Source organism: Stenotrophomonas sp. LC732 (assembly GCF_052446685.1).
Lineage (GTDB): Bacteria > Pseudomonadota > Gammaproteobacteria > Xanthomonadales > Xanthomonadaceae > Stenotrophomonas > Stenotrophomonas muris.
Genome location: NZ_CP199214.1, coordinates 2,323,157 through 2,343,361, shown reverse-complemented (window position 1 = coordinate 2,343,361; position 20,205 = coordinate 2,323,157). Strand labels below are relative to the sequence as shown.

The following is a 20,205-nucleotide window of genomic DNA, read 5'->3' as shown; positions in this document are numbered from 1 at the left end:
TGTTCATCCGCGCGGCATGCAATGACAAGTGTTGAACGAACTCTGGCCGCAGCGCTCACGCGACGCTGTCTACGGTAGCGCTGGACGCAATCGAGAAGGAGCATCGCATGACCCGTCGCATTCCCGAAGGCACGTTGATCATCGTCGCCGATGGCGGTTCGGCCCGCGTGTTCACCAACGTCGGCAGCGAACATCAGCTGGCGTTGAAGCAGGAAGGTGAGCTGCGCCTGCAGGACATCAGCGAGCAGGGCGTCTCTGGTCAGGGCCCGGCCGGCGCGGTGCCGAAGGACATGTCCATTGCGCAGCTCAACGAGGCGACGTTCGCCAAGCAGGTGGCGGAGCAGTTGAACGAAGATGCGCTCAACAACCGCTATGCACACCTGGTGCTGGTGGCAGACCCGACCACGCTGGGCCGTATCCGCCCGCTGCTGCACAAGGAGGTCCAGGCGCGTCTGCTGGGCGATATCGCCAAGGACCTGACCAACGCCCCGCTGGCGGATATCCAGAAAGCGCTGGCGGCGTAACCGGCATGCCGTTCATGCGTGACTACCCGGCGGCGGAGCCTGCAGGCGGGGACGTGGAAGCCCAAGCGGGCTGGCAGCTGCTGGAGTTCGGTGCACCCTGGTGTGGCCATTGCCAGGCCGCGCAGCCCGCACTCCAGGCGCTTGTGGACGCCCACGATCTTGTGCATTGGAAGATCGAGGATGGCAAGGGAAAGCCACTGGGGCGTGCGTTCAAGGTAAAGCTGTGGCCCACCGCGGTGTTGCTGCATGACGGCCAGGAAGTGGCGCGCGTGGTGAGGCCGGTCGACAGCGCCGACCTCGCCACCTTGCAGGACGCATTGCCAGATTGAGGGCAGCAATCGCTGCGTGCGGTGCGCACGGCGCCGAGCAGGCTCGGCTGCAGGGCGACCTAGTGATAGGTCACCTTTTCCGCTTCCGCACGCAGCTTCTGCAACAGGCACCGCCCATGCTGGCTCAGCATGACCATCGCGTTGGCGATCTGCCTGGCGTCGTAGCCCATTGGCGCGGGAGGTTTCGGCTCGGGGCCGTACTGTTCGCCGATGAGAATGGCCATGCCTTCTGCACTGTTGAGGGCATGTTCGATGCGCTGGAAGAGCGACTCCATGGCCGGGCTGAGCGGACGCGTGTGTTTCATGCGGGAACTCCTTGGGTGCGAGGGCCACCGCAAGGGTGGCGGGCGATGCGTGCTTGGAACCCGGAGAGACTGAACTGAAGAAGAACTCCGATGGCCAGACGGCCACACGCAGCGCCCGCCATAGTCATGACAGGCAGATCTTCAGTTTCATCCGGGGGTTCCAATCCCGGCAGCGGGATGTCCGCTGCGGCGCAATCCTGGGCAGATCGAGGCGCTGCGCACCAATTGATGGTTTGTCTCGCTTTGTCCCGTTCGGAAGGCGCGGTCTTTCAGAAGTGCATGTCTGGACATCCATTGCCGTATCGGCACCGATCGGGACGCGGGAGACCGGAAGGCTATGAGGTGATTCGTCGCGCGGCCATGCAATTACGTGCAAAGCATCGTGCCGGTTCCGGCGGCCGCACTGCAGCATGCGACAGGGCAGGGCCGGTGCTAGGATCCGACTACCACCTGAATCGATCCAAATGCCGATGCCCACGCTGGACCGTCGTCTCCTGATCGCTTTCGTCGCGACCGCCATGCTTGCCTCCGGGGCGGTGCTGGCGGCTCCGTCGAAATCCGCCGAACGCGCCTATGGCTCGGTCGACCCGTTCGTCGGTACCGGCGGGGAAGGCCATACCTACCCGGGGGCGACGGTGCCGTTCGGCATGGTCCAGCTCAGCCCGGACACGCGCATCCAGCCGCGCGAAAAGGCCTATGGCTGGGCAGCGGGCTACCGTTACGACGACAGCAGCATCGTCGGTTTCTCGCACACGCATTTTTCCGGCACCGGTCATTCGGACCTGGGCGACATCCTGCTGATGCCGTTCACCGGCAACCCCGGGCTGGAGCGCGGCGATCCGGAGAAGCCGCGCAGCGGTTACGCCTCACGGTTCCGTCACGCTGACGAGAAGGCCGAGCCGGGCTACTACGCGGTCACCCTGGACGACTACAAGGTGCGTGCCGAGCTGACCACCAGTGCGCGCGTGGGCGTGCACCGCTATGCCTTCCCCAAAGGTGCCGACGCCAAGGTGCTGCTGGACATGCGTACCAGCATGTACGACTACCCGGGCAAGGTGCTGTGGTCGCGGGTGCGGGTGCGCGCCGATGGCACGGTGACCGGCTTCCGCGAGACGCGCGGCTGGGCGCCGGGCCGCCAGCTGTTCTTCGCGATGCGCTTTTCGCGCTCGCTGGGTGGCCATGAACTGCATAACACCGAGCAGGACATCGTCTACAAGGGCTTCCCGCCGCCGGGCGAGAAGGACCCGGCGCAGCGCGCACAGATCGAGGGTCGCCAGCTGGTCGGCACGTTCGCATTCGGCAAGCTCGACGCACCGCTGGTGGTGAAGGTAGCCATCTCGCCGGTCAGTGAGGCCGGTGCCATCGCCAACCTCGACGCGGAAGTGGCCGACTTCGACTTCGATCGGGTGCGTGCGCAGGCGAAGCAGGACTGGACGCAGGCGCTGTCGGTACTCGATATCGATGCCCCCGAGCATGCGCGGCGCAGTGCCTATACCGCGCTGTACCACACGATGCTGGGGCCGACGCTGTTCATGGACGCCGATGGCCAGTACCGCGGTTCGGACAACGCGGTGCACAAGGCCGACGGCTTCACGCACTATTCGACGTTCTCGCTGTGGGACACCTACCGCGCGCTGCACCCGCTGCTGACGCTGGTGCAGCCGGAGAAGCGCAACAGCGACTTCGTCAATTCGATGCTGGCCCACCATGAGCACAGTCCGTACGGCATGCTGCCGGTGTGGTCGTTCCATGGCCTGGAAGACTGGTGCATGATCGGCTACCACGCCGTGCCGGTGATCGCCGATGCCTACGTGAAGGGCATTCGTGGCTTCGACGCCGACAAGGCATTGAAGGCGATGGTCGAGACCGCCAACTACGGCCCGTATGACGGTATCGCGCAGTACCGTGAGCTGGGCTATGTGCCGATCGACGAGGAAGGCGAAGCGGCCAGCAAGACGCTGGAGTACGCCTTTGATGACTGGACCATCGCACGCATGGCGCAGGCGATGGGCAAGGCCGATATCGCGGCCACCTTCGACAAACGCGCGGGTAACTGGCGCAACGCGTTCGACAAGGACACCGGCTTCATGCGCGCGCGCAAGCGCGATGGCAGCTTCCGTACGCCGTTCGACCCCAGCGCCAGCGGCTACGGCACCGACTACACCGAGGGCAACGCCTGGCAGTACTCGTGGTACGTGCCGCAGGACGTTGCCGGCCTGGCGGCAGCCCACGGTGGCAGCGACAAGCTGCTCGCGCGCCTGGACGAGGTGTTCAACGCCAAGGTGGATCCATCGATCTTCGAGCACATGGAAGACATCACCGGCCTGATCGGCTGGTATGCGCACGGCAACGAGCCCAGCCACCACGTGGCCTACCTCTATTCGTACGCGGGCCAGCCATGGCGCACCCAGGCGCGGTTGAAGCAGATCATGGACACCCAGTATGCCGACCGCCCCGATGGCCTGGCCGGCAATGATGACGTTGGCCAGATGTCGGCCTGGTATGTGTTCACCGCGCTGGGCTTCTACCCGGTGGCGCCGGGCTCGGGCGAGTACATCCTGGGCCGTCCGTTCCTGCCGAAGACCGCGATGCGTCTTCCGAACGGCAAGACGTTCACCATCGTGGCCGAGGGCCTGGATGACAAACACACCTATGTGGGCCGCGTGAGCCTCAACGGCAAGCCGCTGCAGCGCACCTTCCTGCGCCATGACGAGATCCTGGCTGGCGGCGAACTGCGCTTCAGCATGCAGGCCGAGCCGAACAAGGACTGGCCGGGGCAGGACGCGCAGGCGCCGTATTCGATGAGCCGGTGATGATGGGCGGCGCCGCATTGCCGCCGTCATTGCCCCGCACTTGGTAGGTGCCAACCTTGGTTGGCACGCGGAAGATCAACGGCGCCCACCAAGGTGGGCGTCTACCGGAGTCCGTGGGTCGCGGCGCTTTTGGTAGGTGCCAACCTTGGTTGGCACGCGGGACATCAACGGCGTCCACCAAGGTGGGTTTCTACCGGATTCCGTGGGTCGCGGCGCTTTTGGTAGGTGCCAACCTTGGTTGGCACGCAGGACATCAACGGTGCCCACCAAGGTGGGCGTCTACCGGGATCCGTGGGTCGCGGTGCTTTTGGTAGGTGCCAACCTTGGTTGGCACGCGGGACATCAACGGCGCCCACCAAGGTGGGCGTCTACCGGAATCCGTGGGTCGGGGTGCTTTCGCGAACGGAAACGCAACCCGACGCGGGCGCCACCGAGCGGCGCCGTTTCGATCATCAATATCGCGCCATGCCGCTGCGCGATCTCGGCCACGATCGCCAGCCCCAGCCCGCAGCCATCTCCCTCGCTGCTGGCCCGGTAGAACCGTTCCGTGACGCGCGCGCGCTCGGCTTCGGCGATACCTGTACCGTCATCGTCCACCCACACCTGCACGCCCTCGGCATCCCGCTGTAGTCCCAGGGTGATCACACCGGGCACGGCGCCGTAGCGCAGCGCGTTGTCGAGCAGGTTGCCCAGCGCCTCGCGCAGCAACTGCGGATCACCCTGTACCTTCACGCCGTCGTCGGGTCCGTCGTAACCCAGGTCCACGCCCGCCACCAACGCACGGTCGGCGTAGCGCTCGACCACGCCCCGTGCCAACGCGGCCAGATCCAGCGGCTGCAGCGGCAGTGCGCTGCCCTGTGGATCTTCCGAGCGGCTGAGCATCAGCAGCTGGTTGACCAGGTGCTGCAGCCGTGCCAGCCCGGCCAGCGTGCCGGACAGCGCCAGCTGCTGGGCCTGCGGATCCTGTTGGCGGAGTGAGCTCTCCAGCTCCACCTGCATTGCCGCCAGCGGCGTGCGCAGCTGGTGCGCCGCATTGCTGACGAAGCGCCGTTGCGCGGCCTGCATCGCGTCCAGCCGTTGCAGCAGTGCGTTGTAGGCTTCGACCGCCGGCCACAGTTCGCGTGGGGCTTCCTGCGCGGGCTCCAGTGGCGCCAGCGGGTCCGGACGCGGGCTGGCCAGCCGCCGCGCCACCTGGTTGGCATGGCGTGCAGCCGCGCCGGTACCGGACCAGGCCAGCCACGCGGCCAGCGCCAGGATCGCGGCCTGGAACGGGATGCTGGCCAGCAGCAGCTTGCGCTCCAGCCGGTGCCGCTTGCGCAGCGTCTCGGCCACGCGCAGGCGGATATCGTGGCCCGGCCCAGCGCTGACCACGACCTCGACCATGCGCACCGGCTGCCCACGCAGGCGCGCGTCGTAGTAGACGGCATCGTCGCTGCCGGCAGCGATCGCGGGGCGGGGCAGCGCTTCGGGCAGGTCCCCATACAGGCGCCCGCCCGCAGCGTCGACCACTTCGCCATGCACTTCGTCAGCGGTATCCCAGGTGAACATGCGCGACACCGCGGGCGTGATCTCGATCGAGGCACGCCCGTCCTGCACCTTCACCAGCTCGGACAACGACATCGCCGAGTCCAGCAACCAGCGGTCATAGACCTGGCCGGCATAGAAGCGGGCCAACGCGAATGAACCGATCGCGCTGCACAGCAGCAGCACCAGCAGGGGCAGCCACAGGCGGCGCAGCAGCAGGCCACGCAGGCTGTGCACACGCTCAGTCACCACCGGCTTCCAGCCGATAGCCCAGGCCACGCAGCATGCGGATGCCGACGCCGGCGCGCGCCTGTTCCAGCTTGCGGCGCAGGCGGCTGACATGCACTTCGATCACTGACAGGTTGGCCTCGTGATCCCAGCTGTACAGCGCGTCGAACAGGCGCTGCTTGGTGACGGTGCGGCCAGGATGCTGCATCAGTGCCTCGACCAGCGACAGCTCGCGCGCGGTCAGTTCGATGCGCTGGCCTTCCACCTGCACTTCATTGCGGATGCTGTCGAAGCACAAACGGCCCAACCGCTTGTGCGCCGGTGCGTCGCTGCGGCGACGCGACAGCGCACGCAGGCGGGCTTCCAGTTCCCCCAGTGCAAACGGCTTGGCGAGATAGTCGTCGCCACCGCGGTCAAGGCCGAGGATGCGGTCCTCCACGCCATCGCGCGCCGTGAGGATCAGCACCGGCAGGGTGACGCCGTCGTTGCGCAGGCGCGAGAGCAGGTCGAGGCCATCGACGTCGGGCAATGAAAGATCGAGCACCATCACGTCATACGGCGCGCTGGCCAGTGCAGCCGGCGCGTGCAGCCCGCGCGAAAGGTGGTCGCACAGATGGCCGGCGCCCTGCAGGGCGCGGATCAGTCCATCGGCCAGGGCGGCGTCGTCTTCGATCAGCAGGATTCGCATTGCAAGCTTCGTGCAAGGTTGGGGCAAGTTTGGCGCAAGTGCGTCACCTTACCGTGACGTGCATGAATTTCTCCCGTCGTCTTGCGGCCCTGCTGGCCGCCCTTTCGTGCGCGCCTGCGACTTCGGCGCTGTCCTTGCAGGATGCACAGCGTGCAATGGAAGCGCACAACCCGGACCTGCGCGCGGCGGCATTGGAACTGCGTGGGGTGCAGGGCGATGCGCTGACCGCTGCGTTGCGGCCAGCGGCCGAGCTGTCGATCGGCAGCAGCAAGATCAGCCCGAAGCACGGCATCGGCCCGGGGCGCTGGCAGGACAAGCGGGTGGACAGCACGCTGGGCCTGGGCTGGACCTGGGAGCGCGGCGGCAAGCGCGCATTGCGCATCCGCCAGGCGGACGCGCTGCTGGAAGTGGCCGGGCTGGACATGCTCGATACCCGGCGCCGGCAGCAGGTGGCACTGCATGAAGCCTATTTCGGCCTGAAGGGCGCGCAGGAGCGGGCGCAGATTGCCGAGGCCAACCGCCAGAGTTCGGCCGAACAGATGGCGGCGGCCGACAAGCAGGTGGCCACCGGGGCGATGGCGCCGGTGGATCGCGCGCGGATGGCGGTGGACCATCTGGCGGTGGCCGATGCGGCGCGCGAGGCGGCCCTGGATCTGCGCGATGCGCGGCATGCGTTGGGCCTGCTGCTCGGCAGCGATGACAGCCGCGACCTCAGTGCCGATGACCCCTGGCCGGATGCCAGCAGCGTGGCCAAGGTGCGCGCGTTCGATCCGCAGCAGCGTGCCGATCTGCGCGCGGCACGCTCGCGCCTGGCCGCCGCCGACGCTGGCGTGGCCCTGGCACGTAGCGAGCGCCACCGCGACATCCAGCTGGGTGTGGAGGCCGAGCGCGAGCCCACCGATATCAGCGGTGTCACCTGGGGCGTGTCGTTGACCATTCCGCTGGGCGGCCCGTCGCGCGCACGCGGCGCGATCCAGCGTGCCGAGGCCGACCGGGACAGCGCCGCGCTGGAACTGCAGCTGCTGCAGCGCGAAGCACACGCTGAACTGGACCAGCTGCAGGCCAGCGTGCAGTCCGCCGCGCAGCGTCGCAGCGACTACGAGGGGCTGCAGTCCGACGCTGCGCGCAAGGCGGTGGAGGGCATCGAACTGGCCTATCGCCGTGGCGCCGCCAGCCTGACCGATCTGCTCGACGCGCGCCGCAGCTGGCGCGAGTTCGAGGCCGCGCTGATTGATGCGCGTGCCGACCAGGCCATTGCCCTGGCGCGCTGGGAAGCGGCCACATCCGTTGCTGAAGGAGAGTCCCGATGAAGTCCACCGTCGCCCATCGCCCGCGGGCGCGACATGCCATGCTGCCGGCCCTGCTGGCGCTGGCCCTGCTGGGCGGCTGCGGTCGCGAACCGGCGTCGTATACCGAGGATGCGCCGCAGGTCAGCGCCGGCCAGATCCTGTTTCCGGCCGGCAGCCGCCAGCTGGATGTGCTGCGCAGCGAGCGGGTGACCGCCGGTGCCAGCGCCAGCCTGCAGCTGCCGGGCCGGGTGGTCTGGGACGAGACCCGCTCCAGCGCGCTGCGCACCCCGCTGGCGGGGCAGGTGGCGCGCATCGAGGCACAACCGGGGCAGAAGGTGAAGGCCGGCCAGGTGATCGCCTGGATCACCTCGCCCGAGTTCGGCCAGGCGCAGGCGGAGGGCGTGCGTGGCCGTGCCGAGCTGCAGCTGGCACGCCGGGAACTGGACCGCACCCGCGAACTGCACGCGGCAGGGGTGGCGTCGGGCCGTGAACTGGACGAGGCCGAGGCCAGCTTCGCCGGCAGCCAGGCCGATCACGCGCGCGCGACCGCCTTCGCCAGGGCGTATGGCAACGGCCAGCACGTCGACCAACGGCTGCCGCTGCGCGCACCCATTGATGGCGTGCTGGTGGAGCGGCGGATGAGCCCGGGCATGGCAGTCAGCCCCGACAGCGAACAGCCGCTGGCGATGATTGGCGATCCTGACCGCCTGTGGTTGCTGCTGGATGTACCGGAGAGCCTGGCCGGACGCCTGAAGGCGGGCATGCAGGTGAGCGTGCCCGGCGCCGATGGGCAGCCGCAGCAGGCGAGCCTGCAGCACGTGGATGACTTCGTCGACAGCGAACGCCGCGTGGTGCAGGCGCGCGCCGAACTGGACAACCGTGCGCGCGGTTTCAAGGCGGGCCAGTACGTGCGTGCGCAGGTGGCAGTGCCGGCCGGGGGGGGTGTCTCGCTGCCCGATGCTGCGGTACTGCTCATCGACGGCAAGCAGGTGGTGTTCGTGGAGGAGGCCAAGGGCCGCTTCGCGCGCCGCGCCGTGCGTGCCGAGGAACTGGGCGATGGCCGCCTGTGGGTGCGCGAGGGCCTGGCCCAGGGCGCCAGGGTGGTGGTCGAAGGGGGCCTGTTGCTGCAGCAGCTGGTCGACAGTGCGCCCGCAGCCGCCAGCACCGGGACGGGGCATGCCGCGCCATGATCGATCGCCTGATTGCCTATTGCCTGCGCCAGCCGCTGATGGTGATGCTGGCGCTGCTGCTGTTCATCGGCGCAGGCATTGCCGCGTTCCGCGTGCTGCCGGTGGAAGCCTTTCCGGATGTGTCCGACACCCAGGTGACGGTGGTATCGCTGCACCCGGGCCGGGCCGCCGAGGAGGTGGAGCGCGAGGTGACGATGCCGCTGGAAGTGGCACTGTCCGGCATCCCGCATTCGGTGCGGGTGTTCTCGCATACGCAATTCGGCCTGTCGATGATCATCCTGACCTTCGACGACAAGGCCGACGATTACTTCGCGCGCCAGCAGGTGCTGGAACGCCTGCAGGGCGTGGAGCTGCCCGAAGGGGTGACGCCGGAGCTGGAGGCGATGAGCTCGGCGGTGGGCGAAATCTACCGGTACGTGCTGAAAGGCCCGCACCTGACGCCGACCCAGCTGCGCACCGTGCAGGAATGGACGATGGAGCGCAGCCTGCGCACCGTGCCGGGCGTAGCCGATGTGATCAGTTTCGGCGGCTTCGCGCGTACGTTCCAGGTCAAGCCGGACCTGGACAAGCTGCGTGACCGCGGCATCAGCCTGGGTGAGTTCGCCGAGGCGCTGGAGAAGGGCAGCTCGAACGCAGGCGGCGGCTACGTGGAACGTGGCCAGCAGCAGTTCCTGATCCGCGGCGTGGGACTGATGCGTTCGCCGGCCGACATCGGCAACGTGGTCGTGGCGCAGCGCAGTGGCACGCCGATCCTGGTGCGCGACCTGGCTGGCATCGCCGATACCGGCCTGCCCCGGCAGGGCCTGGTCGGCCAGGATGACAACGACGATGCGGTGTTCGGCATGGTGCTGATGCGCAAGGGCGAGAACCCGTCCGACGTGCTCGACGCCCTGCATGCGCGCATCGCCGAGATCGAAGCGAACCAGCTGCCGGCCGGGGTCAGCATCGAGCCGTTCTACGACCGCTCGTGGCTGGTCTCGACCACGCTGAAAACCGTCTTCAGCAACCTGCTGGAAGGCGCGGTGCTGGTGTTCCTGGTGCTGTGGCTGTTCCTGTACAACGCCCGTGCCGCGCTGATCGTGGCGGCGATGATGCCGCTTGCGCTGCTGTCGACCTTCCTTGGCCTGCATCTGTGGGGCGTGCCGGCCAACCTGCTGTCGTTGGGTGCGATGGACTTCGGCATCATCATCGATGGCGCGGTGATCGTGACCGAGCACATCGTCTCGCGATTGTCGAAGCTGCCACCTGCGGCCGACCGTAAGACACGGTTCTCGACCATTCTTTCGGCAGCGTCGGAAGTGGGCCGGCCGACGTTCTTCTCGATGCTGATCATCATCGCCGCGCACATCCCGATCTTCACCCTGCAGCGCCAGGAAGGCCGCATGTTCGCGCCGATGGCGTACTCGGTGACCTCGGCATTGATCGGCGCGCTGATCCTGGCGCTGACCGTGGTGCCGTTGTTCTGCTACTGGTGGCTGCGGCGCGACCGCATGCGCGACGGCAATCCGCTGATGGACCGCCTGACCGGCTGGTACAGGCCGGTCCTGGAGCGCGCACTGGCCCGCCCGCGTGCGGTAGTGCTGACCGCGGTTGCGCTGCTGGTCGGCACGCTGGCATTGGGCACGCAGCTGGGTTCGGAGTTCCTGCCCGAGCTGGACGAAGGATCGATCTGGCTGACGGCCACGCTCGACCCGAGCACCAGCCTGGGCGAAGCGCAGCAGCAGTCGCGGCGCATCCGTGAGCTGGTCGGCACGTTCCCGCAGGTATCGACGGTGGTGGCCAAGCTGGGACGCCCGGAAGACGGCTCCGATGCCAAGGGCGCCAACCAGATCGAGGCGCTGGTGGCGTTGAAGCCGGAGAAGGAATGGCCGAAAGGCGTGGACAAGCGACAGCTGGTGAGCGATCTGCAGCGCACGCTGGAGCAGCGCATTCCGGGCCCCGAGTTCTCGATTTCGCAGCCGGTGCGCGACAACATCCTGGAGAGCATCTCGCAGATCAAGGGCCAGGTGGTGATCAAGGTCAGCGGCTCGGATCTGGACGTGTTGAACCAGCAGGCGCAGGCGATCCTCGGCCAGGTACGCGGCGTGGAGGGCGTGGAGAGCGCCTTCATCGACCGCGACGGGTCATTGCCGCAGCTGCAGATCGAGATCGACCGCGACCGCGCCGCGCGCTATGGCCTGAACGTACGCGACGTCGACGAAGTGATCGAGACCGCACTGGGCGGGCGCCAGGTCGGCGAGCTGTGGGAGGGTGACCGCAGGTTCCCCATCACCCTGCGCCTGGACGATGCCGATCGTGACCTGCAGCGGCTGCGTACGGTGCCGGTTGGCATCGGCGATGGCCACACGGTGACGCTGTCCGACGTGGCCGACTTCCGCATGGCCAGCGGCGCGATCAACATCTCGCGCGAGAACGCGCAGCGGGTGAAGGCGGTGAGCATCTTCATCGCCGGCCGCGACATGGGCAGCGTGGTGGCTGACATGCGCAAGCGCGTGGATGCCAGCGTACAGCTGCCGGAAGGCTATCGGCTGGAGTGGTCCGGCGAGTTCGAGAACCAGCAGCGTGCGATGAAGCGGCTGGGCTGGGTGATTCCGCTGTCGGTGCTGATCATCTTCGTGCTGCTGTTCGATGCCTTCAAGGACATCAGCAGCGCCGCGCTGATCCTGGCCAACGTGCCACTGGCGATGATCGGCGGCATCCTGGCCCTGTGGCTGACCGGCATTCCGCTGTCGGTGTCGGCGGCAATCGGCTTCATTGCATTGTTCGGGCAAGCGGTGCTGAACGGGGTGGTGATGCTCAGCCGCTTTGCCCAGTTGCGCGAGCAGGGCATGGATCTGCTGCAGTCGGTGGTGCAGGGTTCGCTGCAGCGCCTGCGCACGGTGCTGATGACCGCACTACTGGCGATGTTCGGCCTGCTGCCGATGGCCACCTCGCACGCGATCGGTGCCGAGACCCAGAAGCCGCTGGCGGTGGTGGTGATCGGTGGTCTGCTGTCGGCGATGCTGCTGACCCTGCTGGTGTTGCCGACGCTGTACTACTGGGTGCATCGCCGCCGCGAGGCGCGCATCGCCTGACCTACCTGTAGAGCCGAGCCCACGCTCGGCTGCTTCTGGCCTTTGCGCGAAGAGCAGCCGAGCATGGGTTCGGCTCTACAAGGGCGTCGCGCCATGCGTGGATGCCACCTGTGCGATCTACGCCATCCCGCCGTTGGCGCGCAGCACCTGGCCGTTGATCCATCCGCCATCGGCACCTGCCAGGAACCCCACCGCGCCGGCGATGTACTACTGGGTGCATCGCCGCCGCGAGGCGCGCATCGCCTGACCTACCTGTAGAGCCGAGCCCACGCTCGGCTGCTTCTGGCCTTTGCGCGAAGAGCAGCCGAGCATGGGCTCGGCTCTACAAGGGCGTCGCGCCATGCGTGGATGCCACCTGTGCGATCTACACCATTCCGCCGTTGGCGCGCAGCACCTGGCCGTTGATCCATCCGCCATCGGCACCTGCCAGGAACCCCACCGCGCCGGCGATGTACTACTGGGTGCATCGCCGCCGCGAGGCGCGCATCGCCTGACCTACCTGTAGAGCCGAGCCCACGCTCGGCTGCTTCTGGCCTTTGCGCGAAGAGCAGCCGAGCATGGGCTCGGCTCTACAAGGGCGTCGCGCCATGCGTGGATGCCACCTGTGCGATCTACACCATTCCGCCGTTGGCGCGCAGCACCTGGCCGTTGATCCATCCGCCATCGGCACCTGCCAGGAACCCCACCGCGCCGGCGATGTCCTCCGGCATGCCCAGCCGCTCCAGGGGGTTCATCTTCGCCAACCGCTCGATCAGCTCGGGCGATTTTCCATCCAGGAACAGATCGGTGGCGGTCGGTCCGGGCGCCACGGCGTTCACGGTGATGTTGCGCCCGCGCAGCTCCTTGCTGAGGATTGCGCCCATCGTCTCCACCGCCGCCTTGCTGGCCGCATACACGCTGTAGTTCTCCAGCCGGATGCCGACCACGCTGGTGGACAGGGTGATCAGCCGGCCACCGTCGCGCACCCGTCGCGCGCTTTCGCGCAGCACGTTGAAGGCGCCCCTGAGGTTGATGCCGATCACCCGCTCGAACAGGGCGTCGTCGGTATCGGCCAGTGGTGCCAGCTGCAGCACCCCGGCGCTGTTGACCACCACGTCGATGCCGCCGAAACGGGCTTCGATGGCGTCGAAGAGCTGGCGCACCGCCTGCGGATCGGACACATCGGCCTGCAGCGCGATGGCCTGCGCGCCGGCGGCGCTCAGTTCGGCCGCCAAGGCTTCGGCGTCGTCGCGGCGGCCCGCATAGTTGATCGCGACCGCGTGGCCATTGGCGGCGAGCCGACGCGAGATGGCGGCACCGATGCCACGGGATCCGCCGGTGACCAAGGCGACAGAGCGGGCGGGGGAGAGGGTCATGGTGGCTTCCACGGGGACACGCCGAAGTGGCGCAGCGCCACCTTCGCGAAATCGCGCTTTCGGATAATCCTGCATAATCCGCCAACATCATCCGGATAGCCGAACAATGGACCGCTTCACGGCCATGCGCGCCTTCGTCCGTATCGTCGAGCGCCGCAGCTTCACCCGGGCCTCCGAGGACCTGGGCCTGCCGCGGGCCACGGTGACCGACGCCATCAAGGCGCTGGAACAGCGGCTGGGCGTGCGCCTGCTGCACCGGACCACGCGGCTGGTGGTGCCGACGCTGGAAGGCGAGGCCTTCTATGGCCGTTGCCTGCGCCTGATCGCCGACATGGACGACGCCGAGGCCGCCTTCCGTGACGCGCCGCCGCGCGGCCCCCTGCGCATTGAGGTGCATGGCACGCTGGGCCGGCACCTGCTGTTTCCCCACCTGCCGGAGTTCCTGCAGCGCTACCCGGAGATCGAACTGGAGGTCAGCGAAGGCGACCGCTATGTCGATCTGCTGCGCGAAGGCGTGGATGCGGCGCTGCGGGTGGGCACGCTGGCCGACAGCGATCTGGCGGCGCGCCGGTTGGCGATGCTGCGCGAGGTCACGGTGGCCGCGCCGGGCTACCTGCAGGCCAAGGGCGTGCCAGGCAGCATCGAGTCCCTGCTGGGCGGCCATGAAATGGTGGGCTATCGCTCCAGCGCCACCGGCCAGCTGATTCCGCTGGAGTTCCAGCAGGGCGGGCAGGTGCGCTACGTGCCGCTGCCGGTGCGGGTGCGTGTGTCCGGTGCGGATGCGTTCCTCGGCGCCGCGCTGGCGGGCCTGGGCATCATCCAGGCTCCGCGCTACCGGATGGACCCGTATATCGCGCGCGGGCAGCTGGTGGAGCTGTTGCCGGACGCGCCGCCGACCCCAAGCCCGTTGAGCCTGGTCTACCCGCGCAACCGCACGCCGTCCCCACGCTTGCGGGTGTTCATCGACTGGGTGGCCGGGGTGTTCGAGCAGACCGGAGGTGCCGGCCAGCGGCCGGCACTACCGGAGCGGCACGCGAAGCCGTCCGACCGCAGAGGGTAGTGCCGGCCGCTGGCCGGCAACCGCAATGCGCTTGATGTACCCCGGGGGGGGGTGCCGGCCGGCGGCCGGCACTACCGGGCTGCGGCGCTCGGCAGCACCAACTCGAACACGGTGCCGGTGTCATCGGACGCAACACTCACGCTGCCGCCATGCGCCTTTGCAATCGCGCGGGTGATCGCCAGCCCCAGCCCCGCACCTTCGTGGCGGCCACGCTCGCCGCGGTAGAAACGATCGAACAGGCGCGGCAGTGCCTCGGCGGAAATCGGGGTGCCGACGTTGTGCACGCTGACCCTGCACACGCCATCGGCCTCGGCCAGCCGCACCCGCACCTCGCTGCTGGCAGCGGCGTGCTTCAACGCGTTCGACAGCAGGTTGGCGATCGCCCGGTGCAGCATCAAGCGGTTGCCTTCCACGCTCGCCACGCCCTCGCGATGCAGGGTCAACTGCCGGTCCTCGGCCAACAGCTCGTAGAACTCCAACAGTGAATCCACCACCCCATGCAGCGCCACCGGCTCGCGCGAAGGCAGCGCACCCGGCGCCTCGGCCTGCGCCAGGTACAGCAGGTCACCCACGGTCTGTGCCAGCTGCTGCAGTTCCTCGGCGCAGGACGCCAGCGTCTCGCGGTAGGCCTCGTTGCTGCGCGGGTGCGCCAGCACCACCTGCACCTGGGTGAGCATGTTGGTGATCGGGGTGCGCAGCTCGTGGGCGAGATCACCGGAGAACCCGGTGAGCCGCGCGAAGTCCTGCTGCAGGCGTGCCAGCATGCCGTTGAGGGTCTGCGCCAGCTGCTCCAGTTCGGCCGGTGCACTGCGCGCGCTCAGGCGGCGCTGCAGCCGGCCAGCGGTGATCTGCCGGGCTTCATCGGCCAGCGTGCGCAGCGGCCGCAGCGTGCGCCGCACCACGTAGCCGCCGAGCAGGCTGCTGGCCACCGCGGCGCCGATGATGGCGATTGCCAGCAGGTGGCGGAAGCGCTCCAGGAAGTCGGCGTGACGGTTGTCATCAATGGCCAGCAGGGTCACCAGCTGGCTGCCGTCGGCCAGCGTCTGGCGCAGGTGCAGGGCATGCATGCAGCGACCATCGGTGAGGATCCAATCGTGCCGCCGTGGCGCGGCGTCGATGGGCTGGCTGCGTGCATGCTCGCGCAGCAGTGCCGGCGCAGTGGAGAACAGTACGGTTCCGCTCCCATCAACAATGTGGAAGGCGATATCCGGATGATGGCCGAGCGCCTCTGCCAACCGCGGTCCGCGCGCGGCGGCAGGCCCATTGTCAGCGAGGTCGCGGATCAACGCGACCTTGTTTTCCAGTTCGATGAAGTCCTGGGCAACAAGATCATGGCGGGCGCTGACATAGATCGCCACGCCCAATGCGGCCAGCACCAGCGTGGCCACGATGGCGAACAGCAGTGTCAGCCGTACCGCGATGGAACGACGCAGGCTCATCCGCTGTGCACGGCACCGTCGTCCGGCGCCTCCAGCACATAGCCCATGCCGCGCACGGTGACGATCAGCTTGGCATCGAAGTCATCGTCGATCTTCGCGCGCAGGCGGCGGATCGCCACGTCGATCACGTTGGTGTCGCTGTCGAAGTTCATGTCCCACACCTGCGAGGCGATCAGCGAGCGTGGCAGCACTTCGCCCTGGCGACGCGCCAGCAGCTCCAGCAGGGTGTATTCCTTCTGGCTGAGGGCGATGCGCTGGCCGCCGCGTTCGACCCGGCGGCGCAGGGTATCCACCACCAGGTCGGCGATGATGATGCGCTCGGCCTGCGGCTGTGCCTGGCCGCGACGCAGCAGGGTGCGTACCCGCGCCAGCAGCTCGGCGAAGGCGAACGGCTTGGCCAGGTAGTCATCGGCGCCCAGTTCCAGGCCCTGCACGCGGTCGGCGATGCTGCTGCGCGCGGTCAGGAACAGCACCGGTGTCTGCCACCCTCCGGCGCGCAACCGCGACAGCACGTTCCAGCCATCCAGGCCGGGCAGCATCACATCGAGAATGATCAGTTGGTACTCGCCGCTGCCGGCCAGGTGCAGCCCGTCGACGCCGTTGCAGGCGAGATCGACCACGTAGCCGGCCTCGATCAGGCCCTGGCGCAGGTAGTTGCCGGTCTTGGGTTCGTCTTCGACGATCAGCAGTTTCATGATGCGCCCATCATCGCAGCTTGCACGTGGGCTGGCTGCGCAGGCTCACGCCAACGGGTCCAGCGTACCCAGCACCGCCACGCAGGCCAGCACCAGCACGGCCAGCACCGACTCGCAGGCCAGGCTGTGGCGCAGGGAACGCAGCGGCCGCGGTTGCCAGCCGTCGCGGATGGAGGTGGCCAAGGCCGGTACCAATCGCCAGCGATGCAGCGCCGCCAACCCCAGCATGCCGACCACCAGGGCCAGCTTGAGCAGCAGCCAGCGCCCATGCGCGGTACCGGTCAGGGTCTGCACGGAACCGCCGAGATCGACATAGGTATAGGTGCCGGTCATTGCCAGCAGGGCGACGATGACCGTGCCCGGCAGGGCGAAGCTGTGCGCGGCCCGCCACAACTCGTAGGTGCGCTCGCGCAGGCGCAGGCCCTGTGGACGCAGCGCCAACTGCAGGATGGCGGCGATCGCGCCGACCCAGGCACCGGCGGCCAGCAGGTGCACGATGCCGGCCAGCAGCCGCAAGGTGCCGCCGAACCCATCGCCCGCAGCGGCGTGGCCGTTCCAGGACAGGCTGGCCAACGCCGTGGCAGACAAAGCGAGCAGGGCCACGCGGCGCAGGCCCGGCAGCGGCGTGGCGAATGCCAGCAGGGGCAGCATCGCCAGCACCGCCACGGTACGCAGCAGGCCGGCTTTACCCACCGGCGTACCGGTGAGGAACCAGTGCGCCGTTGCAGGGTCGATGTCGGCCGGCGCGATGCCGAGCACACCGGTCAAGCGGGTGATGGCATCGGTGACCACCACGGCCAACGCGATCAGGGCGAGCGCCAGCGAGACGCCGCGCGGCAGCCCCGGACGGACGAACAGCATCCGCCCGAACAGCAGCATCAGCACCAGGTACAGTGCCAGCCGCAGCGCATACGGCGAGAGCTCGGCCACGATGGCAGCCTTATTTCACGGTGAAATGGTACGTGCCAGTGATCGGGTGGCTGTCCTGGCCCACCGCGCGCCACTGCAGTGCGTAGCTGCCTGTCGGCAAGGGCTTGGCGAAGCGTGCGCGCAGGGTGTGGCCATCTTCGGAGAGCTCCTGCGCAGTGGTGGGCATGGCCATCTTCATGCGGCCATGGTCCATGCTCAGTTCGATGCGGGTGGCACGCGGCATCACCTTCTCGCTGAACTGCAGCTCGATCTGGCTGGCCGGCGCCACGGTCGCGTCGGCGGCCGGCGTCGAGCGCACCAGGCTGGGATGGGCCAGGGCCAGCGGCGCAACCGCGAGGCCGGAGACGAGGACAACAAGGGCGGTGGAGCGGAGCAGGGGACGGGCCATGCGTGGGACACCTGTGGAAGACATGGCCCACAGGGTGGAGGGCAGCGCCTTTCGCTGCCCTGACCCCTGCATTACCGATCTGTAATGTTCCGTCCGCCGGCCGCTGGCCGGCATCACAGCGCTGCCAGCGGCCCTTGCATGCGATGGAAACTGCCATCGGTGGCGGTGAACCAGGCCAGCGAATGCCCGCCCGCGAAGTCATCGACATGCACGACCGTAGCGCCATCGGCTTCCTGCCACGAAATGGCATAGACCCCGTCGCTGATCCGCTGCCACTCACAGGCGGCTTCGCCCTGCGCACCGGCATAGGCGCCAGAGACGATGGCGTACTGCACGTGGCGGCCATCGGCGCTGTAGACATTGTCGGCGGCCAGGCCGTCATAGCTGACGCGGAAGCGGCGGCCGGCGAACAACGGCAAGGCGGGGGCAGTGTTCATCGGATCGCCACCGGGTTGATGTTGACCTGGGTCGAACCGACGTACAGCGGCTGGCCGAGCACGAACAGGAATTCCCAGGCCTTGTCGCGCACCAGGGCACGGCTGTCGATCAGCTCCAGGTTGTAGATGCCACGCTTGGCCAGCATGTACTGGTTGATCGGGAACTCCTCGGCACCGTTCGGGTTCGGGTAGACCTCCGAGGCCCAGGTGTCGCCACCGAAGGCGACGATGCCCTGGTCGGCCAGCCACTTCGCCGCCTCCATGCCGATACCCGGTTCCACTTCCAGGAACTGTTTGTCGTCCTTGCCGATCAGTTCCAGCCAGCCGGTATTGAACAGCACCACGTCGCCCTTGCGCAGGCGCAGCCCCTGCTTCTTCAGCACGGCCTGGATGTCGGCCACGGTGAACTCGGTGCCGCCGGGCACGATCGCCTTGCCGTAGTACGTGGTCATGTCCAGCACGACGCCACGGGTGACCATCGGCGGCACCTTCTCGACGCCAAGCTTGCGCACCCCGTCCACGGTGACGAAGTCGGCGGCCTTGTTGCCGTTGTAGTAGACGTTGTCGATGCCGATATGGCCGATGCCGTTGAGCTGGGTGCCAACGCCGGTCCAGGCGTTCACCAGTTCATCGTTGAAAGTGAACCTGTTGGGGCCCAGCGACTTGCCAGCCTGCTGGCCGACCTGCACGTTGTACAGGCGGAAGCTGCGGTGGCGGAACGCGGGCAGGTTCTTGTCCACCGGCACCGCCAGCGGATAGGTCTTGCCGGTCCTGACCAGCGAGACCGCGTGCTTGACCACGTCGGCGGTCAGCAGGTTGGCCGCGCCGATCTCGTCGTTGGCGCCATATGCAGAGGGGTACCAGTCCTCGGCGGTGGCCTGGAAGGACAGCGGCAGGGTGGCCAGCGCTAGCGCGGCCAGGGTCTTCATCTTCATGGCAAAGCTCCGGTAACTGTCAGGCCGTCGCGGGGGCGGCAAGCGGGGCATGCGGCGCAGCGGCGCCGGCGTGGGCCGGGAAGTGCGGCAGCACGTACTCGGCGATTTCGTGGAAGGTTTCGGCCAACGGCCGTTCGTTGCGGCGGAAGTGCAGGCCGATGTGGTCGACACCGGCCGCCCGCATGGCGTGCAGCTCGGCCAGCAGGGCGTTGCGGCCGCCGCGCAGGCCGAAGCGCCAGCGCTGCAGAGGAGCATCGGCATCGGCCACCAGGTCCAGGTGGATGAAGCTGGCATAGGGCTTGTTACCGGCCACGGCGCGCCAGGCCGCCACGCGTTGTACATGGTCCTGCGGCGTGCCCGGGTAGGCCAGGCAGCCATCCATGTGCTGGCCGATCCACGCCGGTTGCTGCTGGGCCAGGCCTGCCACGAACAGCGGCAGGGCCGGGCCGTCCGCGGGCAGCACGTCCAGGCCCTGCGGCAGGTGCGCGGCGGCGCCTTCGCGCAGCAGTGCGATCTGCTCGCGGAAGCGGCTGCCACGGCTGTCGAAGTCGCGGCCGAACAGCGGGTACTCCACCGGGCGGTCGCCACTGGCCACGCCCAGCAGCAGGCGGTCACCGCTCAGCCGCTGCACGCTGCGTGCCGACTTCAGGGTCAGCAACGGCTCGCGGATCGGCAGCACCACCGCGCCGGTACCCAGCAGGATGTGCTCGGTGATGCCGGCCAGGTAGCCGAGGTAACTGAACACCTCGAACACCTGTGCGGCATCGCCGAAGGCCGGGTCGTACACCGGCACGTCGCGTACCCACAGCGCACGGAAGCCAAGGCGGTCGGCCAGCCGTGCCAGCTCCGCATGGCGCTGCAGGTCCGGTTCGCCGGGCAGGCGTCGCGCGGCGTGTCGTGCCTGTTCGCCCAGCGGCGTCCAGTCATTGTCCAGCGGTGCTTCGATGCCGATGCTGAAGCCACCGGCCTGCAGCCGCGTCAACGCACTGCCCATGGCGAGGC

Annotated in this window: 18 protein-coding genes and 2 pseudogenes; 7 read left to right on the top strand and 13 right to left on the bottom strand. The window is 68.1% G+C overall.

All coding sequences use genetic code 11. The features are described from left to right. Positions 1 to 107: 107 nt before the first annotated feature. A complete protein-coding gene (locus ACT6SE_RS11285) occupies positions 108 to 524 on the top strand; it encodes a host attachment family protein (protein ID WP_014647339.1) in 417 nt (138 codons plus the stop codon). 5 nt (positions 525 to 529) lie between these two features. Then, a complete protein-coding gene (locus ACT6SE_RS11280) occupies positions 530 to 853 on the top strand; it encodes a thioredoxin family protein (RefSeq protein ID WP_046430923.1) in 324 nt (107 codons plus the stop codon). A 59-nt stretch (positions 854 to 912) separates the two neighbouring features. On the opposite strand, the gene ACT6SE_RS11275 is transcribed toward ACT6SE_RS11280, so the two are convergent. Then, a complete protein-coding gene (locus ACT6SE_RS11275) occupies positions 913 to 1,158 on the bottom strand; it encodes a hypothetical protein (RefSeq protein WP_046430922.1) in 246 nt (81 codons plus the stop codon). A gap of 464 nt (positions 1,159 to 1,622) precedes the next feature. Here ACT6SE_RS11275 and ACT6SE_RS11270 point away from each other — a divergent pair, with 464 nt between their 5' ends. Beyond that, a complete protein-coding gene (locus ACT6SE_RS11270; protein ID WP_046430920.1) occupies positions 1,623 to 3,971 on the top strand; it encodes a GH92 family glycosyl hydrolase in 2,349 nt (782 codons plus the stop codon). Positions 3,972 to 4,313: 342 nt separating this feature from the next. Here the strand turns inward: ACT6SE_RS11270 and ACT6SE_RS11265 are convergent, their stop codons facing one another. Together ACT6SE_RS11265 and ACT6SE_RS11260 are read right to left on the bottom strand one after the other, a co-directional pair. Then, positions 4,314 to 5,744: a sensor histidine kinase gene (locus tag ACT6SE_RS11265; protein WP_046430930.1), complete on the bottom strand. Its 1,431-nt coding sequence runs from the start codon at positions 5,742 to 5,744 to the stop codon at positions 4,314 to 4,316. Then, positions 5,737 to 6,411 carry a response regulator gene (locus ACT6SE_RS11260; protein WP_014647334.1) on the bottom strand — a complete coding sequence of 225 codons (675 nt, stop codon included), beginning with the start codon at positions 6,409 to 6,411 and terminating at the stop codon, positions 5,737 to 5,739. The genes ACT6SE_RS11265 and ACT6SE_RS11260 overlap by 8 nt, the downstream gene beginning before the upstream one ends. A gap of 62 nt (positions 6,412 to 6,473) precedes the next feature. Here ACT6SE_RS11260 and ACT6SE_RS11255 point away from each other — a divergent pair, with 62 nt between their 5' ends. Genes ACT6SE_RS11255 through ACT6SE_RS11245 form a run of 3 tightly spaced genes read left to right on the top strand, consistent with a single transcriptional unit; the run spans position 6,474 to position 11,964 of the window. After that, entirely contained in the window at positions 6,474 to 7,721 is a 1,248-nt protein-coding gene (locus tag ACT6SE_RS11255; protein ID WP_046430918.1) for a TolC family protein, read from the top strand. Further along, positions 7,718 to 8,890, top strand: a complete 1,173-nt coding sequence (locus tag ACT6SE_RS11250; protein ID WP_046430916.1) for an efflux RND transporter periplasmic adaptor subunit — start codon at positions 7,718 to 7,720, stop codon at positions 8,888 to 8,890. Before ACT6SE_RS11255 ends, ACT6SE_RS11250 begins: the two co-directional genes overlap by 4 nt. Then, positions 8,887 to 11,964, top strand: coding sequence for an efflux RND transporter permease subunit (locus ACT6SE_RS11245; protein WP_046430915.1), 3,078 nt, complete (start codon positions 8,887 to 8,889; stop codon positions 11,962 to 11,964). The genes ACT6SE_RS11250 and ACT6SE_RS11245 overlap by 4 nt, the downstream gene beginning before the upstream one ends. A 117-nt stretch (positions 11,965 to 12,081) precedes the next feature. On the opposite strand, the pseudogene ACT6SE_RS11240 reads toward ACT6SE_RS11245, so the two are convergent. From ACT6SE_RS11240 to ACT6SE_RS11230, 3 genes and pseudogenes are all read right to left on the bottom strand, one after another. Further along, positions 12,082 to 12,168: pseudogene (locus ACT6SE_RS11240) on the bottom strand (3-ketoacyl-ACP reductase); the annotation flags it as partial. Positions 12,169 to 12,328: 160 nt separating this feature from the next. After that, a pseudogene (locus ACT6SE_RS11235) lies at positions 12,329 to 12,415 on the bottom strand (3-ketoacyl-ACP reductase); the annotation flags it as partial. A gap of 160 nt (positions 12,416 to 12,575) precedes the next feature. Then, positions 12,576 to 13,319 carry an SDR family oxidoreductase gene (locus ACT6SE_RS11230; protein ID WP_049420483.1) on the bottom strand — a complete coding sequence of 248 codons (744 nt, stop codon included), beginning with the start codon at positions 13,317 to 13,319 and terminating at the stop codon, positions 12,576 to 12,578. 106 nt (positions 13,320 to 13,425) lie between these two features. On the opposite strand from ACT6SE_RS11230, the gene ACT6SE_RS11225 reads away from it, so the two are divergent. Continuing rightward, the gene (locus ACT6SE_RS11225) at positions 13,426 to 14,379 is read left to right on the top strand and encodes a LysR family transcriptional regulator (protein ID WP_046430897.1); all 954 of its coding nucleotides are present in this window, start codon (positions 13,426 to 13,428) and stop codon (positions 14,377 to 14,379) included. A gap of 71 nt (positions 14,380 to 14,450) precedes the next feature. On the opposite strand, the gene ACT6SE_RS11220 is transcribed toward ACT6SE_RS11225, so the two are convergent. The 7 genes from ACT6SE_RS11220 to ACT6SE_RS11190 form a co-directional block, all read right to left on the bottom strand. After that, positions 14,451 to 15,818 (bottom strand): heavy metal sensor histidine kinase, encoded by a 1,368-nt coding sequence (locus tag ACT6SE_RS11220; RefSeq protein ID WP_046430896.1) that lies wholly within the window; start codon positions 15,816 to 15,818, stop codon positions 14,451 to 14,453. Further along, on the bottom strand, positions 15,815 to 16,513 hold the full coding sequence (locus ACT6SE_RS11215; RefSeq protein WP_046430894.1) for a heavy metal response regulator transcription factor: 699 nt from the start codon (positions 16,511 to 16,513) through the stop codon (positions 15,815 to 15,817). Before ACT6SE_RS11215 ends, ACT6SE_RS11220 begins: the two co-directional genes overlap by 4 nt. A 45-nt stretch (positions 16,514 to 16,558) precedes the next feature. Then, complete coding sequence (gene copD / locus ACT6SE_RS11210; protein WP_046430892.1) at positions 16,559 to 17,443, bottom strand: copper homeostasis membrane protein CopD; 885 nt, start codon at positions 17,441 to 17,443, stop codon at positions 16,559 to 16,561. Between the two features lie 10 nt (positions 17,444 to 17,453). Further along, on the bottom strand, positions 17,454 to 17,831 hold the full coding sequence (gene copC, locus ACT6SE_RS11205; RefSeq protein WP_046430890.1) for a copper homeostasis periplasmic binding protein CopC: 378 nt from the start codon (positions 17,829 to 17,831) through the stop codon (positions 17,454 to 17,456). 113 nt (positions 17,832 to 17,944) lie between these two features. After that, the gene (locus ACT6SE_RS11200; protein ID WP_046430889.1) at positions 17,945 to 18,268 is read right to left on the bottom strand and encodes a MoaF-related domain-containing protein; all 324 of its coding nucleotides are present in this window, start codon (positions 18,266 to 18,268) and stop codon (positions 17,945 to 17,947) included. Continuing rightward, the gene (locus tag ACT6SE_RS11195) at positions 18,265 to 19,203 is read right to left on the bottom strand and encodes a cyclase family protein (protein WP_080342754.1); all 939 of its coding nucleotides are present in this window, start codon (positions 19,201 to 19,203) and stop codon (positions 18,265 to 18,267) included. Before ACT6SE_RS11195 ends, ACT6SE_RS11200 begins: the two co-directional genes overlap by 4 nt. Positions 19,204 to 19,222: 19 nt before the next feature. After that, positions 19,223 to 20,197: a TIGR03571 family LLM class oxidoreductase gene (locus ACT6SE_RS11190; protein WP_046430886.1), complete on the bottom strand. Its 975-nt coding sequence runs from the start codon at positions 20,195 to 20,197 to the stop codon at positions 19,223 to 19,225. Positions 20,198 to 20,205 lie beyond the last annotated feature (8 nt).

What these genes read in the sequence shown, in the direction of transcription:
- ACT6SE_RS11285 (WP_014647339.1), top strand. Translation starts at nt 108, where the DNA reads ATGACCCGTCGCATTCCCGAAGGCACGTTGATCATCGTCGCCGATGGC.
- ACT6SE_RS11280 (WP_046430923.1), top strand. Translation starts at nt 530, where the DNA reads ATGCCGTTCATGCGTGACTACCCGGCGGCGGAGCCTGCAGGCGGGGAC.
- ACT6SE_RS11275 (WP_046430922.1), bottom strand. Translation starts at nt 1,158, where the DNA reads ATGAAACACACGCGTCCGCTCAGCCCGGCCATGGAGTCGCTCTTCCAG.
- ACT6SE_RS11270 (WP_046430920.1), top strand. Translation starts at nt 1,623, where the DNA reads ATGCCGATGCCCACGCTGGACCGTCGTCTCCTGATCGCTTTCGTCGCG.
- ACT6SE_RS11260 (WP_014647334.1), bottom strand. Translation starts at nt 6,411, where the DNA reads ATGCGAATCCTGCTGATCGAAGACGACGCCGCCCTGGCCGATGGACTG.
- ACT6SE_RS11255 (WP_046430918.1), top strand. Translation starts at nt 6,474, where the DNA reads ATGAATTTCTCCCGTCGTCTTGCGGCCCTGCTGGCCGCCCTTTCGTGC.
- ACT6SE_RS11250 (WP_046430916.1), top strand. Translation starts at nt 7,718, where the DNA reads ATGAAGTCCACCGTCGCCCATCGCCCGCGGGCGCGACATGCCATGCTG.
- ACT6SE_RS11245 (WP_046430915.1), top strand. Translation starts at nt 8,887, where the DNA reads ATGATCGATCGCCTGATTGCCTATTGCCTGCGCCAGCCGCTGATGGTG.
- ACT6SE_RS11230 (WP_049420483.1), bottom strand. Translation starts at nt 13,319, where the DNA reads ATGACCCTCTCCCCCGCCCGCTCTGTCGCCTTGGTCACCGGCGGATCC.
- ACT6SE_RS11225 (WP_046430897.1), top strand. Translation starts at nt 13,426, where the DNA reads ATGGACCGCTTCACGGCCATGCGCGCCTTCGTCCGTATCGTCGAGCGC.
- ACT6SE_RS11220 (WP_046430896.1), bottom strand. Translation starts at nt 15,818, where the DNA reads ATGAGCCTGCGTCGTTCCATCGCGGTACGGCTGACACTGCTGTTCGCC.
- ACT6SE_RS11215 (WP_046430894.1), bottom strand. Translation starts at nt 16,513, where the DNA reads ATGAAACTGCTGATCGTCGAAGACGAACCCAAGACCGGCAACTACCTG.
- copC (WP_046430890.1), bottom strand. Translation starts at nt 17,831, where the DNA reads ATGGCCCGTCCCCTGCTCCGCTCCACCGCCCTTGTTGTCCTCGTCTCC.
- ACT6SE_RS11200 (WP_046430889.1), bottom strand. Translation starts at nt 18,268, where the DNA reads ATGAACACTGCCCCCGCCTTGCCGTTGTTCGCCGGCCGCCGCTTCCGC.
- ACT6SE_RS11195 (WP_080342754.1), bottom strand. Translation starts at nt 19,203, where the DNA reads ATGAAGATGAAGACCCTGGCCGCGCTAGCGCTGGCCACCCTGCCGCTG.
- ACT6SE_RS11190 (WP_046430886.1), bottom strand. Translation starts at nt 20,197, where the DNA reads ATGGGCAGTGCGTTGACGCGGCTGCAGGCCGGTGGCTTCAGCATCGGC.